The organism is Enterobacter cloacae complex sp. IR5412 (assembly GCF_049237385.1).
GTDB classification, from domain to species: Bacteria; Pseudomonadota; Gammaproteobacteria; order Enterobacterales; family Enterobacteriaceae; genus Enterobacter; species Enterobacter intestinihominis.
The window spans coordinates 116,567-138,643 of record NZ_JBMKHQ010000006.1; the positions used below are offsets into that span (position 1 = coordinate 116,567).

The 22,077-nt window shown below is 54.6% G+C and carries 24 protein-coding genes, 2 tRNA genes and 1 pseudogene; 17 read left to right on the forward strand and 10 right to left on the reverse strand.

Annotated features, from left to right (window positions below; genetic code table 11):
- Positions 1-98 precede the first annotated feature (98 nt).
- Complete coding sequence (locus tag ACOTX2_RS12950) at positions 99-704, reverse strand: ankyrin repeat domain-containing protein (protein WP_022649123.1); 606 nt, start codon at positions 702-704, stop codon at positions 99-101.
- A 320-nt stretch (positions 705-1,024) separates the two neighbouring features.
- Between ACOTX2_RS12950 and ACOTX2_RS12955 the strand changes: the two genes are divergently transcribed.
- Positions 1,025-1,954, forward strand: a complete 930-nt coding sequence (locus tag ACOTX2_RS12955; RefSeq protein ID WP_022649124.1) for a LysR substrate-binding domain-containing protein — start codon at positions 1,025-1,027, stop codon at positions 1,952-1,954.
- Here the strand turns inward: ACOTX2_RS12955 and ACOTX2_RS12960 are convergent.
- A complete protein-coding gene (locus ACOTX2_RS12960; protein ID WP_003862203.1) occupies positions 1,951-2,109 on the reverse strand; it encodes a YqaE/Pmp3 family membrane protein in 159 nt (52 codons plus the stop codon). The genes ACOTX2_RS12955 and ACOTX2_RS12960 overlap by 4 nt on opposite strands.
- Before the next feature lie 179 nt (positions 2,110-2,288).
- Between ACOTX2_RS12960 and ACOTX2_RS12965 the strand changes: the two genes are divergently transcribed.
- A complete protein-coding gene (locus tag ACOTX2_RS12965; protein ID WP_032625926.1) occupies positions 2,289-2,807 on the forward strand; it encodes a rhodanese family protein in 519 nt (172 codons plus the stop codon).
- 82 nt (positions 2,808-2,889) lie between these two features.
- Complete coding sequence (locus tag ACOTX2_RS12970) at positions 2,890-3,069, forward strand: hypothetical protein (RefSeq protein WP_006811690.1); 180 nt, start codon at positions 2,890-2,892, stop codon at positions 3,067-3,069.
- Between the two features lie 37 nt (positions 3,070-3,106).
- On the opposite strand, the gene stpA is transcribed toward ACOTX2_RS12970, so the two are convergent.
- Positions 3,107-3,511 carry a DNA-binding protein StpA gene (stpA, locus tag ACOTX2_RS12975; RefSeq protein ID WP_022649126.1) on the reverse strand — a complete coding sequence of 135 codons (405 nt, stop codon included), beginning with the start codon at positions 3,509-3,511 and terminating at the stop codon, positions 3,107-3,109.
- A 497-nt stretch (positions 3,512-4,008) separates the two neighbouring features.
- On the opposite strand from stpA, the gene alaE reads away from it, so the two are divergent.
- Positions 4,009-4,458 (forward strand): L-alanine exporter AlaE, encoded by a 450-nt coding sequence (alaE, locus tag ACOTX2_RS12980; protein WP_022649127.1) that lies wholly within the window; start codon positions 4,009-4,011, stop codon positions 4,456-4,458.
- 32 nt (positions 4,459-4,490) lie between these two features.
- Here alaE and ACOTX2_RS12985 read toward each other — a convergent pair whose 3' ends face one another.
- Entirely contained in the window at positions 4,491-4,835 is a 345-nt protein-coding gene (locus tag ACOTX2_RS12985; protein WP_006811693.1) for a DUF2002 family protein, read from the reverse strand.
- A gap of 158 nt (positions 4,836-4,993) precedes the next feature.
- On the opposite strand from ACOTX2_RS12985, the gene ACOTX2_RS12990 reads away from it, so the two are divergent.
- The 13 genes and pseudogenes from ACOTX2_RS12990 to ACOTX2_RS13050 form a co-directional block, all read left to right on the forward strand.
- Positions 4,994-5,320 carry a DUF883 domain-containing protein gene (locus ACOTX2_RS12990; RefSeq protein WP_017382769.1) on the forward strand — a complete coding sequence of 109 codons (327 nt, stop codon included), beginning with the start codon at positions 4,994-4,996 and terminating at the stop codon, positions 5,318-5,320.
- A 243-nt stretch (positions 5,321-5,563) separates the two neighbouring features.
- A complete protein-coding gene (nrdH, locus tag ACOTX2_RS12995) occupies positions 5,564-5,803 on the forward strand; it encodes a glutaredoxin-like protein NrdH (RefSeq protein ID WP_017382770.1) in 240 nt (79 codons plus the stop codon).
- On the forward strand, positions 5,800-6,210 hold the full coding sequence (gene nrdI, locus ACOTX2_RS13000; RefSeq protein WP_022649128.1) for a class Ib ribonucleoside-diphosphate reductase assembly flavoprotein NrdI: 411 nt from the start codon (positions 5,800-5,802) through the stop codon (positions 6,208-6,210). The genes nrdH and nrdI overlap by 4 nt, the downstream gene beginning before the upstream one ends.
- Positions 6,183-8,327, forward strand: coding sequence for a class 1b ribonucleoside-diphosphate reductase subunit alpha (nrdE, locus tag ACOTX2_RS13005; RefSeq protein WP_045308451.1), 2,145 nt, complete (start codon positions 6,183-6,185; stop codon positions 8,325-8,327). Before nrdI ends, nrdE begins: the two co-directional genes overlap by 28 nt.
- Positions 8,328-8,336: 9 nt before the next feature.
- Complete coding sequence (gene nrdF, locus ACOTX2_RS13010; protein WP_063147469.1) at positions 8,337-9,296, forward strand: class 1b ribonucleoside-diphosphate reductase subunit beta; 960 nt, start codon at positions 8,337-8,339, stop codon at positions 9,294-9,296.
- A 333-nt stretch (positions 9,297-9,629) separates the two neighbouring features.
- A complete protein-coding gene (gene proV / locus ACOTX2_RS13015; RefSeq protein ID WP_022649131.1) occupies positions 9,630-10,832 on the forward strand; it encodes a glycine betaine/L-proline ABC transporter ATP-binding protein ProV in 1,203 nt (400 codons plus the stop codon).
- Positions 10,825-11,889 carry a glycine betaine/L-proline ABC transporter permease ProW gene (gene proW / locus ACOTX2_RS13020; protein ID WP_022649132.1) on the forward strand — a complete coding sequence of 355 codons (1,065 nt, stop codon included), beginning with the start codon at positions 10,825-10,827 and terminating at the stop codon, positions 11,887-11,889. The genes proV and proW overlap by 8 nt, the downstream gene beginning before the upstream one ends.
- Positions 11,890-11,898: 9 nt before the next feature.
- Entirely contained in the window at positions 11,899-12,894 is a 996-nt protein-coding gene (proX, locus tag ACOTX2_RS13025) for a glycine betaine/L-proline ABC transporter substrate-binding protein ProX (protein WP_017382774.1), read from the forward strand.
- Between the two features lie 209 nt (positions 12,895-13,103).
- The gene (locus ACOTX2_RS13030; RefSeq protein ID WP_023306803.1) at positions 13,104-14,288 is read left to right on the forward strand and encodes an MFS transporter; all 1,185 of its coding nucleotides are present in this window, start codon (positions 13,104-13,106) and stop codon (positions 14,286-14,288) included.
- A gap of 314 nt (positions 14,289-14,602) precedes the next feature.
- Positions 14,603-15,133, forward strand: a complete 531-nt coding sequence (gene emrR / locus ACOTX2_RS13035) for a multidrug efflux transporter EmrAB transcriptional repressor EmrR (protein WP_017694792.1) — start codon at positions 14,603-14,605, stop codon at positions 15,131-15,133.
- Between the two features lie 128 nt (positions 15,134-15,261).
- Positions 15,262-16,434 carry a multidrug efflux MFS transporter periplasmic adaptor subunit EmrA gene (gene emrA, locus ACOTX2_RS13040; protein ID WP_022649133.1) on the forward strand — a complete coding sequence of 391 codons (1,173 nt, stop codon included), beginning with the start codon at positions 15,262-15,264 and terminating at the stop codon, positions 16,432-16,434.
- Positions 16,435-16,450: 16 nt separating this feature from the next.
- On the forward strand, positions 16,451-17,998 hold the full coding sequence (emrB, locus tag ACOTX2_RS13045; protein ID WP_022649134.1) for a multidrug efflux MFS transporter permease subunit EmrB: 1,548 nt from the start codon (positions 16,451-16,453) through the stop codon (positions 17,996-17,998).
- 229 nt (positions 17,999-18,227) lie between these two features.
- Positions 18,228-18,371, forward strand: a pseudogene (locus ACOTX2_RS13050) (hypothetical protein); the annotation flags it as partial.
- A 61-nt stretch (positions 18,372-18,432) separates the two neighbouring features.
- On the opposite strand, the gene luxS reads toward ACOTX2_RS13050, so the two are convergent.
- The 6 genes from luxS to ACOTX2_RS13080 all read right to left on the reverse strand — a co-directional run bounded on the left by luxS (position 18,433) and on the right by ACOTX2_RS13080 (position 22,064).
- Positions 18,433-18,948 (reverse strand): S-ribosylhomocysteine lyase, encoded by a 516-nt coding sequence (gene luxS, locus ACOTX2_RS13055; protein WP_003862180.1) that lies wholly within the window; start codon positions 18,946-18,948, stop codon positions 18,433-18,435.
- Between the two features lie 152 nt (positions 18,949-19,100).
- The gene (gene gshA, locus ACOTX2_RS13060) at positions 19,101-20,645 is read right to left on the reverse strand and encodes a glutamate--cysteine ligase (RefSeq protein WP_063147468.1); all 1,545 of its coding nucleotides are present in this window, start codon (positions 20,643-20,645) and stop codon (positions 19,101-19,103) included.
- Positions 20,646-20,728: 83 nt separating this feature from the next.
- On the reverse strand, positions 20,729-21,157 hold the full coding sequence (locus ACOTX2_RS13065; protein WP_017692791.1) for a YqaA family protein: 429 nt from the start codon (positions 21,155-21,157) through the stop codon (positions 20,729-20,731).
- Entirely contained in the window at positions 21,154-21,720 is a 567-nt protein-coding gene (gene yqaB, locus ACOTX2_RS13070; protein ID WP_022649138.1) for a fructose-1-phosphate/6-phosphogluconate phosphatase, read from the reverse strand. Before yqaB ends, ACOTX2_RS13065 begins: the two co-directional genes overlap by 4 nt.
- Before the next feature lie 126 nt (positions 21,721-21,846).
- Positions 21,847-21,923 (reverse strand) — tRNA-Arg (locus tag ACOTX2_RS13075).
- 64 nt (positions 21,924-21,987) lie between these two features.
- Positions 21,988-22,064, reverse strand: a tRNA-Arg gene (locus ACOTX2_RS13080).
- Positions 22,065-22,077: the final 13 nt, after the last annotated feature.

Here is a 22,077-nt window from a genome sequence, read left to right on the forward strand (position 1 = left end):
TGTTTAAGATAAAAGGGGGCCGCCGTCGTGCTAAATGCACGTCGGTAACAATGCGTTTTTTGATTCACGGCCAGCCAGGGGAAGGCTGACCGAATGCGCTATGCGCCTGCCGCCAGCAGCAGGTCTGCGATCGCGTTGAAGCCTTTTTCCCGCGCCAGTTCGAGCGGGGTTTTGCCGTATTTATCAGTCATGTGCGGATTCGCGCCGTGATCCAGCAGCAGCTTCACAATTTCCTGCTGCTTTGCGCCGCCGTCGTTTAACACGATGGCCTCCAGCAGCGGCGTCCAGCCGACAAAATTGGTGTGGTTGACGTTAATGTCGGTTTTTTCCAGCAGCTCGCGCACGATTTCAACGTGCCCTTTTTCACTGGCAGGGGTAATGCCCACGCCGCCAAAGCGCGTCAGACGGTCGAGATCCGGATCCGCCGGAAGGACAATGCGCAGTAGGGTTAAATCATTGGTCAGGCAGCCGATCAGGAAGGGGTTAAAACAGGTCTGGTCCTGTTTATCAATATCCGCCCCGGCGGCAATTAAAAATTCCACACAGGCGTAATGCTTTTTCAGGCTGGCAATAATAATGGCGGTTCTTTTCTGGCGGTTGGTCGCGTTAATATCCACGCCTTTTTCCAGGCAGGCTTTTAGCGCGTCGATATTACCCTCTTCTGCCGCCAGCAAAAATTCTGTAACCAGTGCAGTTGCAGACATATTCAGACTCCCTATGTTTCACTTCTGATGACCTGAGAATAGCAACAGCCTGGTCATAAAAGAATCCGCTTAAAAATGATTCATCGACACGCAATTCATTGTTGAGTTAAATTCAACAGTCCGGCAAAAACGTGCGTCTGTGCAACCTTTTTCTTATGGTTTACCGCTTTTACGCGCCTCGGGCTGCATTATCCTTATGAATGAAAAAGCCTTACACAGCGCGGCTCTACGTAAAAACCCAGAACTGTGACCGACATCAACTATGATGTAACGCCGGTGTTAAAATATGTTCAAAACTGATGGTAACCAGGAGCCATAATATGAATTCCATCTTTACCGAAGAGAATTTGCTGGCCTTCACCACCGCGGCACGTTTTGGCAGTTTTAGCAAAGCGGCTGCCGAGCTGGGCGTGACCACTTCCGCCATCAGTTACACCATCAAACGTATGGAGACCGGGCTGGACGTGGTGCTGTTTGTACGCAACACGCGCAGCATTGAGCTGACCGAATCCGGTTTTTATTTTTATCGTAAAGCGACCGACCTGCTGAATGACTTTCATGCCATCAAGCGCGGGATTGATACCATTTCGCAGGGCATTGAGACGCGGGTGCGCATCTGCATTAATCAGCTTTTGTATACGCCACGCCATACCGCGCGTTTGCTCCAGGTGCTGAAAAAACAGTTTCCTACCTGCCAAATCACGGTGACGACCGAGGTGTATAACGGCGTCTGGGATTCCATCATTAATAATCAGGCCAACATCGCCATTGGCGCGCCGGATACGCTGCTGGATGGCGGAGGCATCGATTACACCGAGATAGGCGCGATCCGCTGGGTATTTGCCATCGCGCCCACGCATCCGCTGGCGTTCGCCCCGGAGCCCATTTCCGAAAGTCAGCTGCGTCTGTATCCCAATATCATGGTCGAGGACACCGCGCATACCATCAACAAGAAGGTCGGCTGGCTGCTTCACGGTCAGGAGGCGATTCTGGTACCGGACTTTAACACCAAGTGTCAGTGTCAGATCCTGGGGGAGGGTATTGGATTTTTACCGGAGTATATGACGCGTGAGGCGATGGAGGACGGGCTGCTGGTAAAGCGGCGAATCAATAATCCGCGCCAGGACTCGCGCATGCTGCTCGCCACGCAGCATGCGGCGACCGGTCAGGTCACGCGCTGGATCAAACAGCAGTTTGGCCCCGAGGGCGCGCTGACCCGGATCTACAGTGATCTATTGTGGCGTACCTAGCTTTTCGTCTGAACCCAAAACGCGTGGATAAGACCCGGGAAGTAACCCAGGATGGTCAGAAGGATGTTCAGGATAAACGCCCAGCCCAGTCCCTTGCCAAGCAGCACGCCCAGCGGCGGGAGAATAATCGTAAAAACAACGCGCCAAAAACCCATAAATAACTCCGTGCAAGCTAACCAATTGAAAATTATAAAAGACACTTCTCTAAGCGTAGCCAGTTTACGGGTAACTGCCATTCGTCTCTCGCGCTTTTACCTGCCTTTACCCTCTTTACACTGGCTGAAACCCTGCCTTAAATGCTCTACTGTTCTGAAATTGACCGTAAGGAAACACAATGTCTCTTCCTCTTATTTCGCCGCAGCAGGCAAACGCGCTTATTGCTGAAGGCGCCAAACTTATCGATATTCGCGACCCCGACGAGTATGCCCGCGAGCATATTCCAGTGGCGCACTCCATTCCGCTGGATTCGTTACCCGGCGGGCTTAACGCAGCGCCGGGAGAAACGGTGATTTTCCACTGTCAGTCTGGCGCAAGAACCGCAAACAATGATGCTCGTCTTGCCCGGGCAGCGTCCCCTGCGAACGCCTTTGTGGTTGAGGGAGGCATTCAGGGCTGGAAGCAGGCCGGGCTGCTGACCGTTGAAGATAAATCGCAGCCGCTTCCGCTGATGCGTCAGGTGCAGATCGCCGCCGGGCTGCTGATTCTCTGCGGCGTGGTGCTGGGTTACAGCGTCTCCAGCGGCTTTTTCCTGCTAAGCGGTTTTGTGGGCGCCGGGCTGCTGTTCGCCGGAGTGACAGGTTTTTGCGGTATGGCGCGCCTGCTGAAAGTGATGCCGTGGAACCGACGTACCTGATAAGGGGTATCTGAAAGATTAGGCTGTACCCCGCCCCGGACGTGGGCTATGGTGAAGATCGTGACAATGATGAGGAGGTGCTATGTTTTCTGTCGGTGATTATGTCCAACCGCGTCAGGGCGGTCCGAAACTGAAAGTGCTCGAAGTGAATGGTGAAAACATTGTGGCCGTGCAGGCCAGCAATGAGCAGGGCGAGAAATATCACCTGAAAGCGGCGGACGTAGTTCTGTACTCCGAAGAAGGTGACTTTGGCGTCTGCTAAGTCAATAATCGGGCGGAATACACCGCCCGAATAATCATCAGATCAGGAAATCGTCCAGCGATTTACCGTTTGCCAGTGCGTTCGCAATTGGCTTTGGCGTACGTCCCTGACCGGTCCACGTTTTCTCTTCACCGTTCGCGTCGATGAAACGATATTTCGCCGCACGCGCTTTACGTTTTTTAGCCGGCTGGCCCGCATGAGCCAGTTCTCCGCCTAACAGATCGCTCGGGGAAATACCGTCTGCCTTCATCAGTTCCAGCAGAGCATTAATTTTATCCTGCTGTTCAGCGCGCTGGCGCTCTAATTCAGCCTGCTCGCTGCGTTTTTCTTCTGTGACAATCCGAACTTTTTCCAGCACTTCTTCCAGAACATCCATGGATAATTCACGCGCCAGCGCCCGGAGGGTACGGATATTATTAAGATTCTGTAACGTTAAAGCCATAATAATGAGAAACCTTTCTTCGTGTGTATAACATAAATCAGGCAACAGAATAATTGATTTTTGTTCTGATATCTACCCACTCTGTCGTTTTGACATTATTGTAAATGTTTTAGAATATCCCGTTAATATAACCCCGAATTACCTGTCAGTTTTAATGCGTAATATTCCGTCCTGCACCTGGTCAAAAATCCCTGTTTAATGCCGTTCAAAAAACCGCCCGGCATCCTCCGAATAACAAACGTTATACGCTTGCTCAGATAAGCTAATAGTTTGATTTCGTTTAATAAAACGGTGAGTGGGAAAGAAAATAACGACTCGCACAAAAAACAGCCAACTTTAGAGAATTTTATGGACAAAGCGCCCATAAATAAAAATTAATCACTACTTGTTAGTTAAAAGCCAGAGGGATACGCTATACACTCAAAACAAACCAACCTAAAGCACTAAACGCCGCAGGTAAAAACGCCACTTTTTTGTCCTGTTCGAGGAGTTCAGACATGTTCTCACCGCAGTCTCGCCTGCGCCATGCGGTAGCGGATACGTTCGCGATGGTCGTTTACTGTTCCGTCGTAAACATGCTGATTGAAATTTTCCTGTCCGGAATGACCTTTGAGCAGTCCCTCTCATCGCGCCTGGTGGCCATTCCGGTGAATATCATGATTGCCTGGCCGTACGGAATGTATCGCGATGCGGTGATGCGTTTCGCCCGGCGTATTAGCCCGGCAGGTTGGGTAAAAAACCTGGCGGACGTGCTGGCCTACGTGACGTTCCAGTCCCCGGTGTATGTGGTTATTTTGCTGACGGTGGGCGCAGACTGGCATCAAATCGCCGCCGCGGTAAGTTCAAATATCGTGGTATCTATGCTGATGGGTGCGGTGTACGGTTACTTCCTTGACTACTGCCGCCGCCTGTTTAAAGTCAGCCCTTATAGTCAGGCAAAAGCGTAAGATAAGGCGACTGGCTCATGCCAGTCGCTGAGTTATTGTACGTCGCCAAACAGCCCTTTCAGGAAACGCTCCAGCGCCATACGCGAGCTGAAACCGTGCGGAATACCATAATGTTCATGCGTCTCGCCGCCTAAATAGAGCGGAAATTGCTGATAATGATCGCAGGTTTTAATATCCGAGGCGGGCTCAGCAAATGACAGGCTTCTGTCTTTGAGTGTCGGGTGAATAATGAGAGCAGTACGCCCCATTCTTGCTTCACGGTTGACGTAAACATAATTCTCACCACGGCGATATCCGTACGCTTTTGATGTTACCTCATCCATGGTGAACCCTTCTTTTTCAAGAACGCGCGCCACCTCATCGGGTCGTAAATACATATCTTTTCCTCATTATCATACCTGCCGGGCAACCTTACAGTATTCAGCATTAGCAGGGCTTTCAGAATATTCCATAAACTGCCCGATAAGCCGTGACTCGCTTCAGATATTACATTTCTGGACTAAACTAAACGGGAACACAAATTATGGAGGATCGTATGTTTAACAGACCGAACCGAAACGATATTAACGACGACACCCAGGATATTCGTAACGATGTCAGCCAATTAGCGGACACGCTGGAAGCCGTATTGAAATCCTGGGGCTCTGACGCGAAGGACGAAGCAGATGCCGCGAAACGTAAGGCTCAGTCTCTGCTGCGTGAAACGCGCGCAAGGATGAATGGCCGCTCACGTACTACTCAGGCGGCCTGCGATATGGCCAGCTGCGCCACCACCTTCGTACGTGAAAAACCGCTGTGTACGCTGGGAACGGTCGCGGCAGTCGGGATTTTTGTCGGCGCCCTGCTTAGCCTGCGTAAGTAAGCACGCGTTCTCAGCCCCGGCAGCCTCAGGCGCCGGGGCTTTTCTTTGCCTGAAAGCCTGAAAAACCCGCGCAGTTCGCCCTGCCCCGCCAGGCTCATCATTGGGGCCTTATCAATCTGAATTTCCCATATCTTGTGTGGTTGAAAGTTATCTCAACTACATCTAGTATTCCCTTTAGCAAGACAGACACAACATGACGCGTTTACTCGCGCCGTTCTCTCATTCTAAATGGAAATACGAATCATGAGCATTATTATTTACACTCGTAACGATTGTGTTCAGTGCCACGCCACGAAACGGGCGATGGAGAGCCGCGGCGTGGCATTTGAGATGGTCAATATAGATCAGGTGCCTGACGCGGCAGACACCCTGCGGGCGCAGGGTTTCCGTCAGCTTCCGGTTGTGGTTGCCGGCGACACCAGCTGGTCTGGCTTTCGTCCGGACATGATCAACCGCCTTGCCGCTCAGGGCGTCAGTGCATGAGCAGGCTGGTCTACTTTTCCAGCAGCTCGGAAAACACGCTTCGGTTTATGGAGCGTCTCGGGCTGCCCGCGATTCGCATTCCGCTGAACGAGCGGGAGCGTATTCAGGTAGACGAACCCTACATTCTGGTAGTGCCCAGCTATGGCGGTGGCGGCACCGCGGGGGCTGTGCCTCGTCAGGTGATCCGCTTTCTGAACGATCCCCATAACCGGCAGCTGATTCGCGGCGTGATCGCGGCAGGCAATCGTAACTTCGGCGAGGCCTTTGCCCGCGCCGGGGATGTCATCTCTCAAAAATGCGGCGTGCCGTATCTCTATCGTTTTGAACTGATGGGGACACAGCAGGACGTAGAGAACGTGCGTAAAGGAGTGAACGAATTTTGGCAACGACAACCGCAGAGCGCGTGATTCAGGCGACGCCGGATTACCATGCATTAAACGCCATGCTAAACCTCTATGACCGGGAGGGGCGCATTCAGTTTGGCAAAGATCGTGAGGCGGTGGACGCCTTTTTTGCCGCTCATGTACGCCCGAACAGCGTCGTCTTTGGCAGCCAGCAGGAACGTCTCGACTGGCTGGTAAAAGAGGGTTATTACGAAGAGCGCGTCCTGACCCGCTACGACCGCGCCTTCGCGGTGGCATTGTTTGAACGGGCGCACGCCAGCGGTTTTCGCTTCCAGACGTTTCTCGGCGCGTGGAAGTATTACACCAGCTACACCCTGAAAACCTTCGACGGCAAACGCTATTTAGAAAGCTTTGAAGATCGGGTGGTGATGGTAGCCCTGACGCTGGCGCAGGGCGATGAAGCCCTGGCCGAAAGACTGACGGAGGAGATCCTCTCCGGTCGCTTCCAGCCCGCCACGCCAACGTTCCTTAACTGCGGCAAAGCCCAGCGCGGCGAGCTGGTCTCCTGCTTCCTGCTGCGTATTGAAGACAATATGGAGTCGATTGGCCGTGCGGTAAATTCGGCGCTACAGCTGTCGAAACGCGGCGGCGGCGTGGCATTTCTGCTTTCGAACCTGCGGGAAGCGGGCGCGCCGATCAAGCGCATCGAAAACCAGTCCTCCGGCGTCATCCCGGTGATGAAGATGCTGGAAGATGCTTTCTCATACGCTAACCAGCTTGGCGCACGTCAGGGCGCGGGCGCGGTTTATCTGCACGCGCATCATCCGGACATTCTGCGTTTTCTGGATACCAAACGTGAAAACGCCGACGAAAAGATCCGCATTAAAACCCTGTCGCTCGGCGTGGTGATCCCGGATATCACGTTTAAGCTGGCCAAAGAAAATGCCGACATGGCGCTTTTCTCGCCGTATGACGTCGAGCGTATCTACGGCAAAGCCTTTGGCGATGTGGCCATCAGCGAACTGTATGACGAACTGGTGACGGACGAGCGCATTCGTAAGAAATACATTAACGCCCGCGACTTTTTCCAGACGCTTGCCGAAATTCAGTTTGAGTCCGGGTACCCGTACATCATGTACGAGGATACGGTGAACCGCGCCAACCCGATTGCCGGGCGCATCAACATGAGCAATCTGTGCTCGGAGATTTTGCAGGTCAACAGCGCGTCCAGTTACGACGAGAACCTCGACTACGCGGATATCGGCAAAGATATCTCCTGCAATCTCGGTTCGCTGAATATTGCCCACACCATGGATTCCCCCGATTTTGGCCGCACGGTAGAGACCGCCATTCGCGGGCTGACGGCGGTATCGGACATGAGCCACATCCGCAGCGTACCGTCCATTGAGGCGGGCAACGCCGCGTCGCATGCCATCGGCCTTGGGCAGATGAACCTGCACGGCTATCTGGCGCGGGAGGGTATCGCCTACGGCAGCCCGGAAGGGCTGGATTTCACCAACCTTTATTTCTATACCATCACCTGGCATGCGCTGCATACCTCGATGATGCTGGCGCGCGAACGCAACCAGCGGTTCGCAGGCTTTGAGCAGTCCCGCTACGCCAGCGGAGAGTATTTCAGCCAGTATCTGGAAGGCGACTGGCAGCCGAAAACCGAAAAAGTACGCGCGCTTTTCGACCGCGCCGGCATCACCCTGCCGACGCGTGAGATGTGGCAACAGCTGCGTGAGGATGTGATGCACTACGGCATCTATAACCAGAACCTTCAGGCGGTTCCGCCAACCGGTTCCATTTCCTATATAAATCATGCCACGTCGAGCATCCATCCGATCGTGTCGAAGATTGAAATCCGCAAGGAAGGCAAAACCGGACGCGTCTACTACCCTGCCCCGTTTATGACTAACGAGAATCTGGCTCTGTACCAGGACGCCTATGAGATCGGCCCGGAAAAGATCATTGATACCTACGCCGAGGCGACCAGACATGTGGACCAGGGGCTGTCGCTGACGCTCTTCTTCCCGGACACCGCCACCACGCGGGATATCAATAAAGCGCAGATCTACGCCTGGAAGAGAGGCATCAAAACGCTGTACTACATTCGCCTGCGCCAGCTCGCGCTGGAAGGTACCGAAATTGAAGGCTGCGTGTCCTGCGCGCTGTAAGGAGAAAGGATGAAACTGTCACGCGTAAGTGCCGTTAACTGGAACAAAATTCAGGATGATAAAGACCTGGAGGTCTGGAACCGCCTGACCAGCAACTTCTGGCTGCCGGAAAAGGTGCCGCTCTCCAACGATATTCCGGCCTGGCAAACCCTGAGCCATGCCGAGCAGCAGCTGACAATCCGCGTCTTTACCGGCCTGACACTGCTGGACACCATTCAGAATACCGTGGGTGCGCCCGCGCTGATGAGTGATGCGCTGACCCCGCACGAAGAGGCGGTAATGTCGAATATCAGCTTTATGGAGGCGGTCCATGCCCGCTCTTACAGCTCGATTTTCTCCACCCTGTGCCAGACCAGAGACGTGGACGCGGCCTACGCCTGGAGCGAAGAGAGCGCGTCATTGCAGCGCAAGGCAGATCTGGTGCTGGAATATTACCGGGCCGACGAGCCGCTAAAGAAGAAGATCGCCAGCGTGTTCCTGGAATCTTTTCTCTTCTATTCCGGCTTCTGGCTGCCCATGTACTGGTCGAGCCGGGGCAAGCTCACCAATACCGCCGATTTGATTCGCCTCATCATCCGCGATGAAGCGGTACACGGGTATTACATCGGCTATAAGTACCAGAAAGGACTGGAGAAAGTCACCCCGGAAAAACGCGAGGAACTCAAAGGTTTTGCCCTCGATTTACTAATTGATCTGTATGACAACGAGCTGAGCTATACCGAGGAGCTGTACGCCGGAACGGGCTGGGAAGAGGACGTAAAAGCCTTCCTCTGCTACAACGCCAACAAGGCGCTGATGAACCTGGGCTACGAAGCGTTATTCCCACCGGAAATGGCGGAAGTGAACCCGGCGATCCTCGCGGCGCTGTCGCCCAACGCCGATGAAAACCACGACTTCTTTTCCGGGTCCGGCTCGTCGTACGTGATGGGTAAAGCGGTGGAGACGCAAGACGAGGACTGGGATTTTTAATGAATGAATTAACGTTCATTAATTAACTCTACATTTCATTATTTTCAGCCGAATATTCCACTACGTACTACACTGTAATTTCTCCTTCATATTCGCCTGAATCACACCGATTCAGGCGAAATTCTCCCATGCAGTAGCAAAAAATTGAGAAAAATTCAAAGCGCCCTCAGCCCTTTATTCATGGGAAATTCAGCCGTTTCGCTTGCGGTAAAATTCCGACCTCAGGCAGGTCCAGGGTTGTCTCAGATTCTGAGTATGTTAGGGTAATGCCAGTTAACTATTTACCATGGTAATCATATCGACATAAACAAATAACAGGACACTCTCTATTGCATGGCAATTAAATTAGAAGTGAAAAATCTTTATAAAGTATTTGGCGAGCACCCGCAGCGTGCTTTCAAATATATTGAGAAAGGCCTTTCGAAAGAGCAAATTCTGGAAAAAACCGGGCTATCGCTTGGCGTTAAAGACGCCAGTCTGGCCATTGAAGAAGGCGAGATTTTTGTCATCATGGGATTATCCGGTTCGGGTAAATCCACTATGGTTCGCCTTCTCAATCGCCTGATTGAACCCACCCGCGGACAGGTGCTGATTGACGGCGTTGATATCGCCAGAATATCAGACGCGGAACTCCGCGAGGTGCGCAGAAAGAAAATTGCGATGGTGTTTCAGTCATTTGCACTGATGCCGCACATGACGGTACTCGATAATACCGCCTTTGGCATGGAGTTAGCCGGCACGCCCGCTCAGGAACGTCAGGAAAAAGCCCTTGATGCACTGCGTCAGGTCGGGCTGGAAAATTATGCTCATGCGTATCCGGATGAGCTCTCTGGCGGTATGCGTCAGCGCGTGGGATTAGCGCGCGCATTAGCGATTAATCCGGATATTTTATTAATGGACGAAGCCTTCTCGGCGCTCGATCCCTTAATTCGCACCGAGATGCAGGATGAGTTGGTAAAATTACAGGCCAAACATCAGCGCACCATTGTTTTTATTTCTCACGATCTGGATGAAGCCATGCGTATTGGCGACCGTATCGCCATTATGCAAAATGGTGAAGTGGTGCAGGTCGGCACACCGGATGAAATTCTCAATAATCCGGCGAATGATTATGTGCGCACCTTCTTCCGCGGCGTGGATATTAGCCACGTATTCAGTGCGAAAGATATTGCCCGTCGAACACCAAACGGCATTATTCGAAAAACGCCAGGTTTTGGTCCGCGCTCCGCGCTGAAACTGTTGCAGGACGAAGACCGTGAATACGGTTATCTGGTTGAACGCGGCAATAAATTTGTCGGCGTTGTCTCCATCGACTCCCTGAAAACCGCCCTGAGCGAAAACCAGGGAATCGATGCGGCGTTGATTGACGCTCCGCTTGCCGTGGACGCCGAAACGCCGCTCAGCGAGTTGCTCTCTCACGTGGGTCAGGCGCCGTGCGCCGTGCCGGTTGTCGGTGAAGAACAACAGTACGTTGGCATCATCTCAAAACGGATGCTGCTACAGGCTTTAGATCGCGAGGGGACAAACAATGGCTGATCAATCAAACCCATGGGGCACCACTGAAGCAGCGGACAGCGCGGCGCAATCTGCCGATGCGTGGGGGTCGACGCCTGCGCCTGCCGATGGCGGCGGCGCGGCAGACTGGCTCAACAGCGCACCGGCGCCTGCCCCAGAGCATTTCAATATTATGGATCCGTTCCACAAGACGCTGATCCCGCTGGATAGCTGGGTAACGGAGGGGATCGACTGGGTCGTTACCCACTTCCGTCCGGTGTTCCAGGGGATCCGTATCCCGGTGGATTACATCCTGAACGGCTTCCAGCAGCTAATGCTGGGCATGCCCGCGCCGGTGGCGATTATCCTGTTCTCGCTGATCGCATGGCAGTTCGGCAGCGCGGGTATGGGGATCGCCACGCTGATCTCCCTGATTGCCATCGGCGCGATTGGCGCGTGGTCTCAGGCGATGATCACCCTGGCGCTGGTGCTGACCGCCCTGCTGTTCTGCGTGGCGATCGGCCTGCCGATGGGGATCTGGCTGGCGCGCAGCCCGCGGGCCGCAAAAATTATCCGCCCGCTGCTGGATGCAATGCAGACCACGCCAGCGTTCGTTTACCTGGTGCCTATCGTGATGCTGTTCGGCATCGGTAACGTACCGGGGGTGGTCGTGACCATTATCTTCGCCCTGCCGCCGATTATTCGCCTGACCATTCTGGGCATTAACCAGGTGCCTGCGGATCTGATAGAGGCATCACGCTCGTTTGGCGCCAGCCCGCGTCAGATGCTGTTTAAGGTTCAGCTTCCGCTGGCGATGCCGACCATTATGGCAGGTGTTAACCAGACGCTGATGCTGGCGCTGTCGATGGTGGTGATCGCCTCAATGATTGCCGTTGGCGGGTTAGGTCAGATGGTACTGCGCGGCATTGGCCGTCTCGATATGGGGCTGGCGACCGTCGGCGGTGTCGGGATTGTGATCCTCGCCATCATTCTTGACCGCCTGACCCAGGCTGTCGGTCGTGATTCACGCAGTCGCGGCAACCGTCGCTGGTATACCACCGGCCCTGTCGGGTTACTCACCCGCCCATTCACAAAATAAGGAACAACGATGCGACATAACGTACTTTTTGCCACAGCGTTTGCGACCCTTGTCTCCACCAGCGCAGTTGCCGCTGACCTGCCGGGCAAAGGCATTACCGTGCAGCCGGTGCAGAGCACCATTTCGGAAGAGTCCTTCCAGACCCAGATTGTCAGCCGTGCGCTGGAGAAACTGGGCTATACGGTGAATACCGCCAGTGAAGTGGATTACAACGTGGGCTATACCTCTATTGCCTCCGGCGATGCCACCTTTACCGCCGTGAACTGGCAGCCGCTGCACGACGATATGTATGCCGCCGCAGGCGGTGACAAGAAATTCTACCGCGAAGGCACCTTTGTGACCGGCGCTGCGCAGGGATATTTGATCGACAAGAAAACCGCCGATAAGTATCACATCACCAATATTGAACAGTTGAAAGATCCGAAGATCGCCAAACTCTTTGATACCAACGGTGACGGCAAAGCCGACATGATGGGCTGCTCGCCGGGCTGGGGCTGTGAAGCGGTGATTAACCACCAGAACAAAGCCTTCGATCTGGCGAAGACCGTCGACGTGAGCCACGGCAATTACTCTGCGATGATGGCCGATACCATCGCCCGCTTTAAAGAAGGCAAGCCGGTGATCTACTACACCTGGACGCCGTACTGGGTGAGCGACGTGCTGAAGCCGGGCAAAGACGTGGTGTGGTTGCAGGTGCCCTTCTCCTCCCTGCCGGGCGAGCAGAAAGATATCGACACCAAACTGCCAAACGGCATGAACTATGGCTTCCCGGTGAATACCATGCATATCGTGGCGAACAAAGCCTGGGCCGAGAAAAACCCGGCGGCGGCGAAGCTGTTCTCGGTAATGAAACTGCCGCTGGCAGACATTAACGCCCAGAACGCGATGATGCACGCGGGTAAATCATCCGAAGCTGATATCAAAGGCCACGTGGATGGCTGGATCAAAGCCCACCAGCAGCAGTTCGATGGCTGGGTGAAAGAGGCGCTTGAGGCGCAGAAGTAAAAATACTACCCCTCACCCTGCCCTCTCCCCAAAGGGGAGAGGGTGTATAAAATCCCCTCTCCCCTTTGGGGAGAGGGATAGGGTGAGGGGATCAAACCGCACCCAACCTAAACCGCACAATCCACCACGTAACAATCCCCCAACATTCACAATCATTGGTTATTATGTTTCCGGAAAAATAATCACTTAACTTACGATTCCTGAAACAAATGACAAAAACAACTCAAGGGCTTAGCCCCGCACTCATCCTTTTAATGTCCGTGGCAACGGGACTGGCCGTCGCCAGCAACTATTACGCGCAACCTCTGCTTGATACTATCGCGCGTGCTTTCGATCTTTCAGCCAGCTCCGCCGGCTTTATCGTCACCGCTGCGCAGCTCGGCTATGCGGCCGGGCTGCTGTTCCTGGTGCCATTAGGCGATATGTTTGAGCGCCGGATGCTTATCGTCTCCATGACGCTGCTGGCCGCAGGCGGGATGTTGATCACCGCCAGCAGCCAGTCGTTAACGATGATGATTATCGGTACCGCGCTGACGGGGCTGTTCTCGGTGGTGGCACAAATTCTGGTTCCCCTCGCGGCGACGTTGGCTTCCCCGGAAAAACGCGGCAAAGTGGTTGGCACTATTATGAGCGGCCTGCTGCTGGGCATCCTGCTGGCGCGAACCGTTGCCGGGCTGCTGGCGAGCCTCGGCGGCTGGCGCACCGTTTACTGGGTGGCAAGCGTGCTGATGGTTATCATGGCGCTGGCCCTGTGGCGCGGCCTGCCAAAGGTGAAGCAGGAGAATCACCTGAACTATCCGCAGCTCCTCGCCTCCGTTTTCAGCCTCTTCACCCGGGATAAACTCCTGCGCACACGCGCCGTTCTGGGGTGTCTCACCTTCGCCAACTTCAGCATCTTATGGACGTCGATGGCGTTTCTGCTCGCCGCGCCGCCGTTTAACTACTCAGAAGGCGTGATTGGCCTGTTCGGGCTGGCAGGCGCGGCTGGCGCACTGGGCGCGCGCCCGGCGGGTGGCCTGGCCGACAAAGGTAAATCTCATATGACCACCTCCGCAGGGCTGGTTTTACTCCTGCTCTCCTGGGGGGCTATCTGGTACGGACACGTCTCAGTGCTGGCGCTAATTGTCGGTATTCTGGTACTCGACCTCACCGTGCAGGGCGTACATATCACCAACCAGACCGTGATTTACCGCGTGAAACCAGACGCCCGTAACCGTCTGACGGCCGGGTACATGACCAGCTACTTTATCGGCGGCGCGGCGGGCTCGCTAATCTCAGCCTCCGCCTGGCAGCATGCGGGCTGGACGGGCGTGTGCGCAATCGGCGCCATCGTGGCGGCGATAAATCTGCTGGTATGGTGGCGCGGCTATCACCGCCAGGAAGCAATTCACTAAGTTTTACATTGCTTTGGGCCCCCTGGGGTGTAAAGGGGGCCTGCATCTGTTAAGGTAACGGTAATCATTTATCCCAGAAATTTTACTGTGGGTGACATATTTACTACCGGCATGAATAGTTCAGACCCCAGTCCTCACATCCCCTCTTTCGCGGGTACACACCCCACACTTTCTGTGCTCACCGGGTCACGGATTTACCCGGCGCTTTCTGATGGTGACATACGTTTGGCGGATATAACCGCACAAATAATTCATTTACATTATTTGTCACTATCGTTACTATATCGGCTGTAATTAATGAGGTTATGCCCAAAATGGATAGTTCGTTTACGCCCATTGAACAAATGCTTAAGTTCCGCGCCAGTCGTCATGAGGACTTCCCGTATCAGGAGATCCTGCTGACCCGCCTGTGCATGCACATGCAGGGTAAGCTGCTGGAAAATCGTAACAAGATGCTGAAAGCGCAAGGGATTAACGAGACGTTGTTTATGGCGTTGATTACGCTTGAGTCTCAGGAAAACCACAGCATTCAGCCGTCTGAACTGAGCTGCGCGCTGGGTTCATCCCGTACCAATGCAACCCGTATTGCTGATGAGCTGGAGAAGCGCGGCTGGATAGAGCGCCGTGAGAGCGATAACGATCGCCGCTGCCTGCATCTGCAACTGACCGAGAAAGGTCACGAATTCCTGCGCGAAGTGCTGCCACCGCAGCATAACTGCCTGCACCAGCTTTGGTCTGCCCTCAGCACCGCCGAGCGCGACCAGCTTGAGCACATTACTCGCAAGCTGCTCACCCGTCTGGACCAGATGGATGAAGATGGCGTCATTCTTGAGGCGCTGCGCTAACGCGACGATCCGCTCAACATTCCAGATTGCAAAAGAAAAACTGACAGGCCAGCACGTGAAACTGCTGGCCTTTCTGACAACAGGTCGGCTCAGCCGATGTGAAAATAAAAAGATCGTGGAGAACAACAATGAGCGCAAATGCGGAGAACACCCCCCCGCAGCAACCGGTCAACAAGAAGGGCAAACGTAAGAGCGCCCTTATTCTGCTGACCTTGCTCTTTATTATTATTGCCGTGGCATATGGGATCTATTGGTTTTTAGTCTTGCGTCATGTTGAAGAGACAGACGATGCATACGTGGCAGGGAATCAGGTTCAAATCATGGCCCAGGTGTCAGGCAGCGTGACGAAAGTCTGGGCTGACAACACCGACTTTGTGAAAAAAGGGGATGTGCTGGTCACGCTTGATCCGACCGACGCCCAACAGGCGTTTGAAAAAGCACAGACGGCGCTGGCCTCCAGCGTCCGCCAGACCCGCCAGCTGATGATCAACAGCAAACAGCTTCAGGCCAATATCGACGTGCAGAAAACGGCCCTGGCCCAGGCGCAGAGCGACCTCAAGCGTCGTGTTCCTCTCGGCACCGCCAACCTGATTGGCCGTGAAGAGTTGCAGCACGCACGCGATGCGGTGGCAAGCGCACAGGCGCAGCTGGACGTGGCGATCCAACAGTACAACGCCAACCAGGCGATGGTGCTGGGCACCTCTCTGGAAAACCAGCCGGCGGTGAAACAGGCGGCGACCGAAGTGCGTAACGCATGGCTTGCCCTGCAACGTACCAAAATCGTCAGCCCGATGACCGGTTACGTTTCCCGTCGTTCCGTGCAGCCGGGTGCGCAAATTAGCACCACCACGCCGCTGATGGCGGTCGTTCCGGCGAACAACCTGTGGGTGGACGCGAACTTCAAAGAGACCCAGCTGGCGCATATGCGTATCGGCCAGACCGCAACCGTGGTCAGCGATATCTACGGTGATGACGTGAAGTACACCGGTAAAGTGGTCGGTCTGGACATGGGGACCGGCAGCGCGTTCAGCCTGCTGCCTGCACAGAACGCCACCGGCAACTGGATCAAAGTGGTACAGCGCTTGCCTGTACGTATCGAGCTGGATCCTAAGCAGCTGGCAGACCATCCGCTGCGAATTGGCCTTTCCACGCTGGTGACGGTCGATACCGCCAACCGCGACGGTCAGATCCTCGCAAGCCAGGTGCGCAGCACGCCAGCTTATGAAAGTAACGCCCGTGAAATTAGCCTCGATCCGGTCAATAAGCTGATCGATGACATCGTGAAGGCAAACGCCGGTTAAGCCGAAGGTGAGCGTTATGCAACAGCAAAAGCCGCAAAAACCGCTTGAGGGGGCGCAGCTGGTCATTATGACCATTGCGCTGTCGCTGGCGACATTCATGCAGGTGCTGGACTCCACCATCGCAAACGTGGCGATCCCTACGATCGCCGGGAACCTTGGCTCATCGCTGAGCCAGGGGACCTGGGTCATTACCTCATTCGGGGTGGCGAACGCCATCTCTATTCCCATCACCGGCTGGCTGGCGAAGCGCGTCGGTGAAGTGAAGCTGTTCCTCTGGTCGACGATCCTGTTCGTACTGGCCTCCTGGGCCTGCGGCATGTCCAGCAGCCTGACGATGCTGATTTTCTTCCGCGTCATCCAGGGGATTGTCGCCGGGCCGTTGATTCCGCTGTCGCAGAGTTTACTGCTGAACAACTATCCGCCCGCCAAGCGCTCCATCGCGCTCGCGCTGTGGTCGATGACGGTGATTGTCGCCCCAATTTGCGGGCCAATCCTCGGCGGCTATATCAGCGATAACTATCACTGGGGCTGGATCTTCTTCATCAACGTACCCATCGGTGCGCTGGTGGTGCTGATGACGCTACAGTCTCTGCGTGGTCGCGAAACGCGGACCGAACAGCGGCGGATCGACGGCATCGGGCTGGCACTGCTGGTTGTCGGCATCGGCAGCCTGCAAATCATGCTCGACCGCGGCAAAGAGCTGGACTGGTTCGCCTCTACGGAAATCATCGTGCTGACGGTGGTCGCCGTGGTTGCCATCAGCTTCCTGATTGTCTGGGAGCTGACGGACGAAAATCCGATAGTCGACCTCTCGCTGTTTAAATCGCGAAACTTCACCATCGGCTGCCTCTGTATCAGCCTCGCCTATATGCTCTACTTCGGCGCGATTGTTCTGCTGCCGCAGCTGTTGCAGGAGGTGTACGGCTATACCGCAACCTGGGCGGGGCTGGCCTCCGCGCCGGTGGGGTTAATTCCGGTTCTGCTGTCGCCGATTATTGGCCGTTTCGCCCATAAGCTCGACATGCGCAGGCTGGTGACGTTCAGCTTCATCATGTACGCCGTGTGCTTCTACTGGCGCGCGTATACGTTTGAACCGGGAATGGACTTTGGCGCCTCCGCGTGGCCGCAGTTTATTCAGGGCTTTGCTGTGGCGTGCTTCTTTATGCCACTGACCACCATTACGCTTTCCGGCTTGCCGCCTGAGCGGATGGCGGCGGCATCGAGCCTGTCGAACTTCACCCGTACGCTGGCGGGCTCCATCGGGACATCGATCACCACCACGCTGTGGACCAACCGGGAAGCGATGCACCACGCCCAGTTGACCGAAGCGGTGAACCCGTTCAACCCTAACGCTCAGCAGATGTATAGCCAGCTTGAGGGGATGGGGATGACGGAGCAGCAGGCGTCCGGCTGGCTTGCCCAGCAGATCACCAACCAGGGGCTGATTATCTCGGCAAACGAGATTTTCTGGATATCGGCGGGGATCTTCATCGTCCTGCTGGGGCTGGTGTGGTTTGCCAAACCACCGTTTGGTGCCGGTAGCGGGGGCGGTGGAGCGCACTAGCCCTGTGCACGGGTTGCCCGGTGGCGCTACGCTTACCGGGCCTACGAACGTAGGCCGGATAAGGCGTAGCCGCCATCCGGCAAACCACCGCACCGTGTCCAAAACGCGACAGCGATTGTCAGTTCCGATAAAGCAGCGCGCCTGAAATTGATTCACGAGAGTGAAAAGACAACAGGAGCGTACCATGCTGAACACACCCGCGCCACGCGCTGGCTCTCGACAGACTTACGTCGAAGTGAGCACGCCGAACGTCTATCTCGACCAAATCGAATATTTCTGCCACTACTTCAGCCGCCGCAGCGACGTCTGTAACAGCGTGCATCCGCAAAACGATCGCGATACCGGCGTCGCCAGCGCGGAGCTGGCCGTGGTTGTCGTCATCAGTATTGTAGGCCCGGTCAGCGAAGCGCCACCGGGCATCCACAGGCATAATACTAAATGTGCAGTTCCTGAAGTTTTTCTTTTGGCAGGGCCAGCTCGTCGTTGCTGTTTACACGAACATCACGTTCGATGATATGGCGGGCAATCTCCTGAGCTTCTTCCAGAGAGTGCATCTGGTAAGTACCGCACTGGTAAACGTTCAGCTCTGGGATCTGGTTCTGCTCTTTCACCTTCAGCACGTCTTCCATGGCCGCTTTCCACGCATCCGCGACGCGTTTCTCTTCAGGCTGACCAATCAGGCTCATGTAGAAACCGGTGCGGCAGCCCATCGGAGAGATATCGATGATCTCCACGCCGTTGCCGTTCAGGTGGTCGCGCATGAATCCGGCGAAAAGGTGTTCCAGCGTGTGAATGCCTTTCTCTGGCATCACTTCTTTATTCGGCACGCAGAAGCGCAGGTCGAAAACGGTGATCGTGTCGCCGTGCGGCGTGTTCATGGTCTTCGCCACGCGGACTGCTGGTGCTTCCATACGGGTATGGTCGACAGTAAAGCTATCTAATAACGGCATACGTCACCTCCGATAGTGATTTTTTTTAAAATAAACTGAACTCTTCTACAGAATGCGCGTCTGAGTATATGAAAGACGCGCATTTGTTATCATCATCCCTGAATTCAGAGATGTATATTTTGGCCACAGCGATGTGGCCTTTTTCTTTTGGTTCAGGCCTGCTTCGCCAGAAACGCCTCAAACGACTCCGTATCCGCCGCTTCGACCTCTTTCTGACGCACAACGGACGCATCGCGCTCTGCCACAAAATCCGCTTCGCTCAGGATCTCTAACGGCTCCTGCATCAGCATCTCACGGTACTCCGCTGAGAGTGAACGCCCTGTGCCACCAATTCCCTGTTCAATCATAGAACGCAGAATACGTGCTGAGAATGTCAGTTCCGGGTTATCGAAGCTTTCAACCAGTTCGTCGCAGACCTTCTGGTAAGCTTCGCCGCCGTACACGCTATCCAGCGTCTGGGCTACGCGCTTCAGGTCATGGAACAGATCCTTCCCTACCTTAGACAGTGGGAACTGGGCCGTTTCACAGCCAATACCTAACGTCAGACCCGGCTTGCGCCCTTCCAGAATCACGCGATTCCAGTTGGCACGAGTACACAGCAGTTCCTCGGAACTCATTTCCGGCGCATCCGCCAGTACGCACCAGACCATAAACAGGTCAAGGAAGCGAACCTGCTGCTCGTCAACGCCAATCGGTGAGAACGGGTTGATATCCAGCGAGCGCACTTCAATGTATTCGATCCCGCCGCGCTGTAGCGCATCCGACGGCGTTTCACCGCTGCGCGTCACGCGCTTCGGACGAATCGGCGCATACAGTTCATTTTCAATCTGCAATACGTTGGTGTTAATTTGCAGGCGCTTGCCGTCTTTTTCGAGGCCGATTTTTTCGTACTCTTCCGACGGGGTTTTTATCGCCCGCTTCAGGCCTGCCACATATTCGTGCAGATCGTTAAACGTAATTCCGAGATTGCTTTGCGACTTATTGGTATAGCCAAGGTCGCTCAGGCGCAGCGAGGTCGCGTACGGCAGATAGTACATGCCACACTCGGTCTTCTCGAACGGCAGCGTGGTCGGTTTCCCTTGCAGGAACGATGAACAGATAGCCGGGGACGCGCCGAACAGATACGGAATAACCCAGCCAAAACGGTAGTAGTTGCGGATCAGGCGGAAGTAGCCCGCGGAGATCGCTTCTTTATCCGTTTCACCGCACTTCGCCTGCCAGAACGCCATCGGCAGAGAGAAATTGTAGTGCACGCCAGAGATCGTCTGCATCAGTGCGCCGTAGCGATTTTTCAGTCCTTCGCGATACAGCGTTTTCAGCCGTCCAATATTCGAGGTGCCGTACTGAGCCAGCTCAATCTCCTGCCCCTGCTCGATATAGCACGGCATGCTGAGCGGCCACATACGCTCGTCGCCGAGGTTGCGGGCGGTGAAGCGATGCACGTCGCGCATGATCGTCAGCATATGATCAATATCACCGTCTACTGGCGTAATGAACTCCAGCAGCGCTTCGGCGAAATCGGTTGTGATCCATTTATGTGTCAGCGCCGAGCCTAACGCCTTCGGGTGTCCCGTAGTCGCTAAGCTACCATCCGCATTTACGCGCAGCGTTTCGCGCTCAAGCCCACGCTGAATCCCCTTCAGTGCCTGAGGGTGATTTTCCAGCCAGGCCAGCGCCTGTGATACGTCCGGGATCAATTTGACCTCCCGCCTGTCAAAAAATTGTCACTCAGCATAATTGTAATGGTTGACGATTGAAGGTCGCGAATTCATTCCACCAATTAGTGCCACCACGTCATACCCTGTAGTGTTACCCATGCCAGTAAAACATAGCGTAACGCCTTGCCAAGGCACAAAAAAAAGAGCACCGGTCCCCAGGAGATGCGCATCCATCCCGCCAGCAGACACAGTAAATCGCCTATTACAGGCATCCAGCTTAATAACAGCGTGGCAGCGCCATAGCGTTTTAGCCAGCCCACTGCCTTTTCCTGCCAGCGAGATTTTTCGCGTAGCGGAAAGAAACGTCCAAGAATAACGTTAGTCAGCCCTCCAAGGCTATTACCCATTGTTGCTATTAAGACCAGCAACCAGGGCTGACTCACGCCGGACAACAGCATCGCCACCAGCACCACTTCCGAATTCCCCGGTAAGAGGGTGGAGCTTAAAAAACTGCTGGCGAATAATGAAGCGAGTGACAGCGCGTCACTCACAGTAAGCGAACATCCACCGCCGCCATTCCGGCATCACGCGCGGCCTGAATGCCAAAATCAGCATCTTCAAACACCACGCATTTTGCAGGTGGTACACCCATTAATTCTGCACAGCGCAGGAAGGTATCCGGTGCGGGTTTGTGATGTTTAACATGATCGGCGGCAACGACGGCAGAAAAATAGTGGCGCAGGCCAAGGTGTTTGAGTAGCGCTTCAGCAATCGCGCTCTCGCTGCCCGTACCGACAGACATAGGACGACGGCCGTGCCACTCCTTGACGACGTCAATGAGTGGTAAAGGCTGCACGGTGTCTAACAGTATGGCTTTTACCGCGTCGGTTTTTTCACGCGCGAGCTGGTGCGGGTCGAGATCGGCCTGATTCAGCTCAATCACGGCCTGTGCGATACGCCAGGTGGGCGATCCGTTGAGGGCAATCATCGCCTGTAAATCGAAGCGCATACCGTAACGGCCCAGGACTTCGGTCCAGGCCTGACGATGCGTGGGTTCGGTATCCAGGAGGGTGCCGTCCATGTCGAAGATCAAACCGTCATACTGTGCGTACATCGTGCTCTCGCTAAACGATTAACAAAGCATTACTTTATCGTAAAAGGGGATTTTTGTCGCTGATTGCGAAGTGATAACAATGAGAGTGATTAAGAACTAAACATCGAAGGGGATCACAAGAAGAGATGGTGCATCCGGGAGGATTCGAACCTCCGACCGCTCGGTTCGTAGCCGAGTACTCTATCCAGCTGAGCTACGGATGCATCGGGATTTGCTGCTGTACTTCTCGATACTCATATCACTTCAAAAGCAATATGAATTAAAAAATGGTGCATCCGGGAGGATTCGAACCTCCGACCGCTCGGTTCGTAGCCGAGTACTCTATCCAGCTGAGCTACGGATGCATCGGGATTTACT

Bases quoted from the DNA above. Each gene is read 5' to 3' on its own strand.
- ACOTX2_RS12950 (WP_022649123.1), bottom strand. From the start codon at position 704: ATGTCTGCAACTGCACTGGTTACAGAATTTTTGCTGGCGGCAGAAGAG.
- stpA (WP_022649126.1), bottom strand. From the start codon at position 3,511: ATGGCTTTAACGTTACAGAATCTTAATAATATCCGTACCCTCCGGGCG.
- ACOTX2_RS12970 (WP_006811690.1), top strand. From the start codon at position 2,890: ATGTTTTCTGTCGGTGATTATGTCCAACCGCGTCAGGGCGGTCCGAAA.
- proX (WP_017382774.1), top strand. From the start codon at position 11,899: ATGCGACATAACGTACTTTTTGCCACAGCGTTTGCGACCCTTGTCTCC.
- ACOTX2_RS13030 (WP_023306803.1), top strand. From the start codon at position 13,104: ATGACAAAAACAACTCAAGGGCTTAGCCCCGCACTCATCCTTTTAATG.
- emrR (WP_017694792.1), top strand. From the start codon at position 14,603: ATGGATAGTTCGTTTACGCCCATTGAACAAATGCTTAAGTTCCGCGCC.
- nrdH (WP_017382770.1), top strand. From the start codon at position 5,564: ATGAGCATTATTATTTACACTCGTAACGATTGTGTTCAGTGCCACGCC.
- luxS (WP_003862180.1), bottom strand. From the start codon at position 18,948: ATGCCGTTATTAGATAGCTTTACTGTCGACCATACCCGTATGGAAGCA.
- emrA (WP_022649133.1), top strand. From the start codon at position 15,262: ATGAGCGCAAATGCGGAGAACACCCCCCCGCAGCAACCGGTCAACAAG.
- alaE (WP_022649127.1), top strand. From the start codon at position 4,009: ATGTTCTCACCGCAGTCTCGCCTGCGCCATGCGGTAGCGGATACGTTC.
- yqaB (WP_022649138.1), bottom strand. From the start codon at position 21,720: ATGTACGCACAGTATGACGGTTTGATCTTCGACATGGACGGCACCCTC.
- ACOTX2_RS12955 (WP_022649124.1), top strand. From the start codon at position 1,025: ATGAATTCCATCTTTACCGAAGAGAATTTGCTGGCCTTCACCACCGCG.
- nrdF (WP_063147469.1), top strand. From the start codon at position 8,337: ATGAAACTGTCACGCGTAAGTGCCGTTAACTGGAACAAAATTCAGGAT.
- ACOTX2_RS12985 (WP_006811693.1), bottom strand. From the start codon at position 4,835: ATGTATTTACGACCCGATGAGGTGGCGCGCGTTCTTGAAAAAGAAGGG.
- proV (WP_022649131.1), top strand. From the start codon at position 9,630: ATGGCAATTAAATTAGAAGTGAAAAATCTTTATAAAGTATTTGGCGAG.
- emrB (WP_022649134.1), top strand. From the start codon at position 16,451: ATGCAACAGCAAAAGCCGCAAAAACCGCTTGAGGGGGCGCAGCTGGTC.
- ACOTX2_RS12990 (WP_017382769.1), top strand. From the start codon at position 4,994: ATGTTTAACAGACCGAACCGAAACGATATTAACGACGACACCCAGGAT.
- ACOTX2_RS12965 (WP_032625926.1), top strand. From the start codon at position 2,289: ATGTCTCTTCCTCTTATTTCGCCGCAGCAGGCAAACGCGCTTATTGCT.
- ACOTX2_RS12960 (WP_003862203.1), bottom strand. From the start codon at position 2,109: ATGGGTTTTTGGCGCGTTGTTTTTACGATTATTCTCCCGCCGCTGGGC.
- nrdI (WP_022649128.1), top strand. From the start codon at position 5,800: ATGAGCAGGCTGGTCTACTTTTCCAGCAGCTCGGAAAACACGCTTCGG.
- proW (WP_022649132.1), top strand. From the start codon at position 10,825: ATGGCTGATCAATCAAACCCATGGGGCACCACTGAAGCAGCGGACAGC.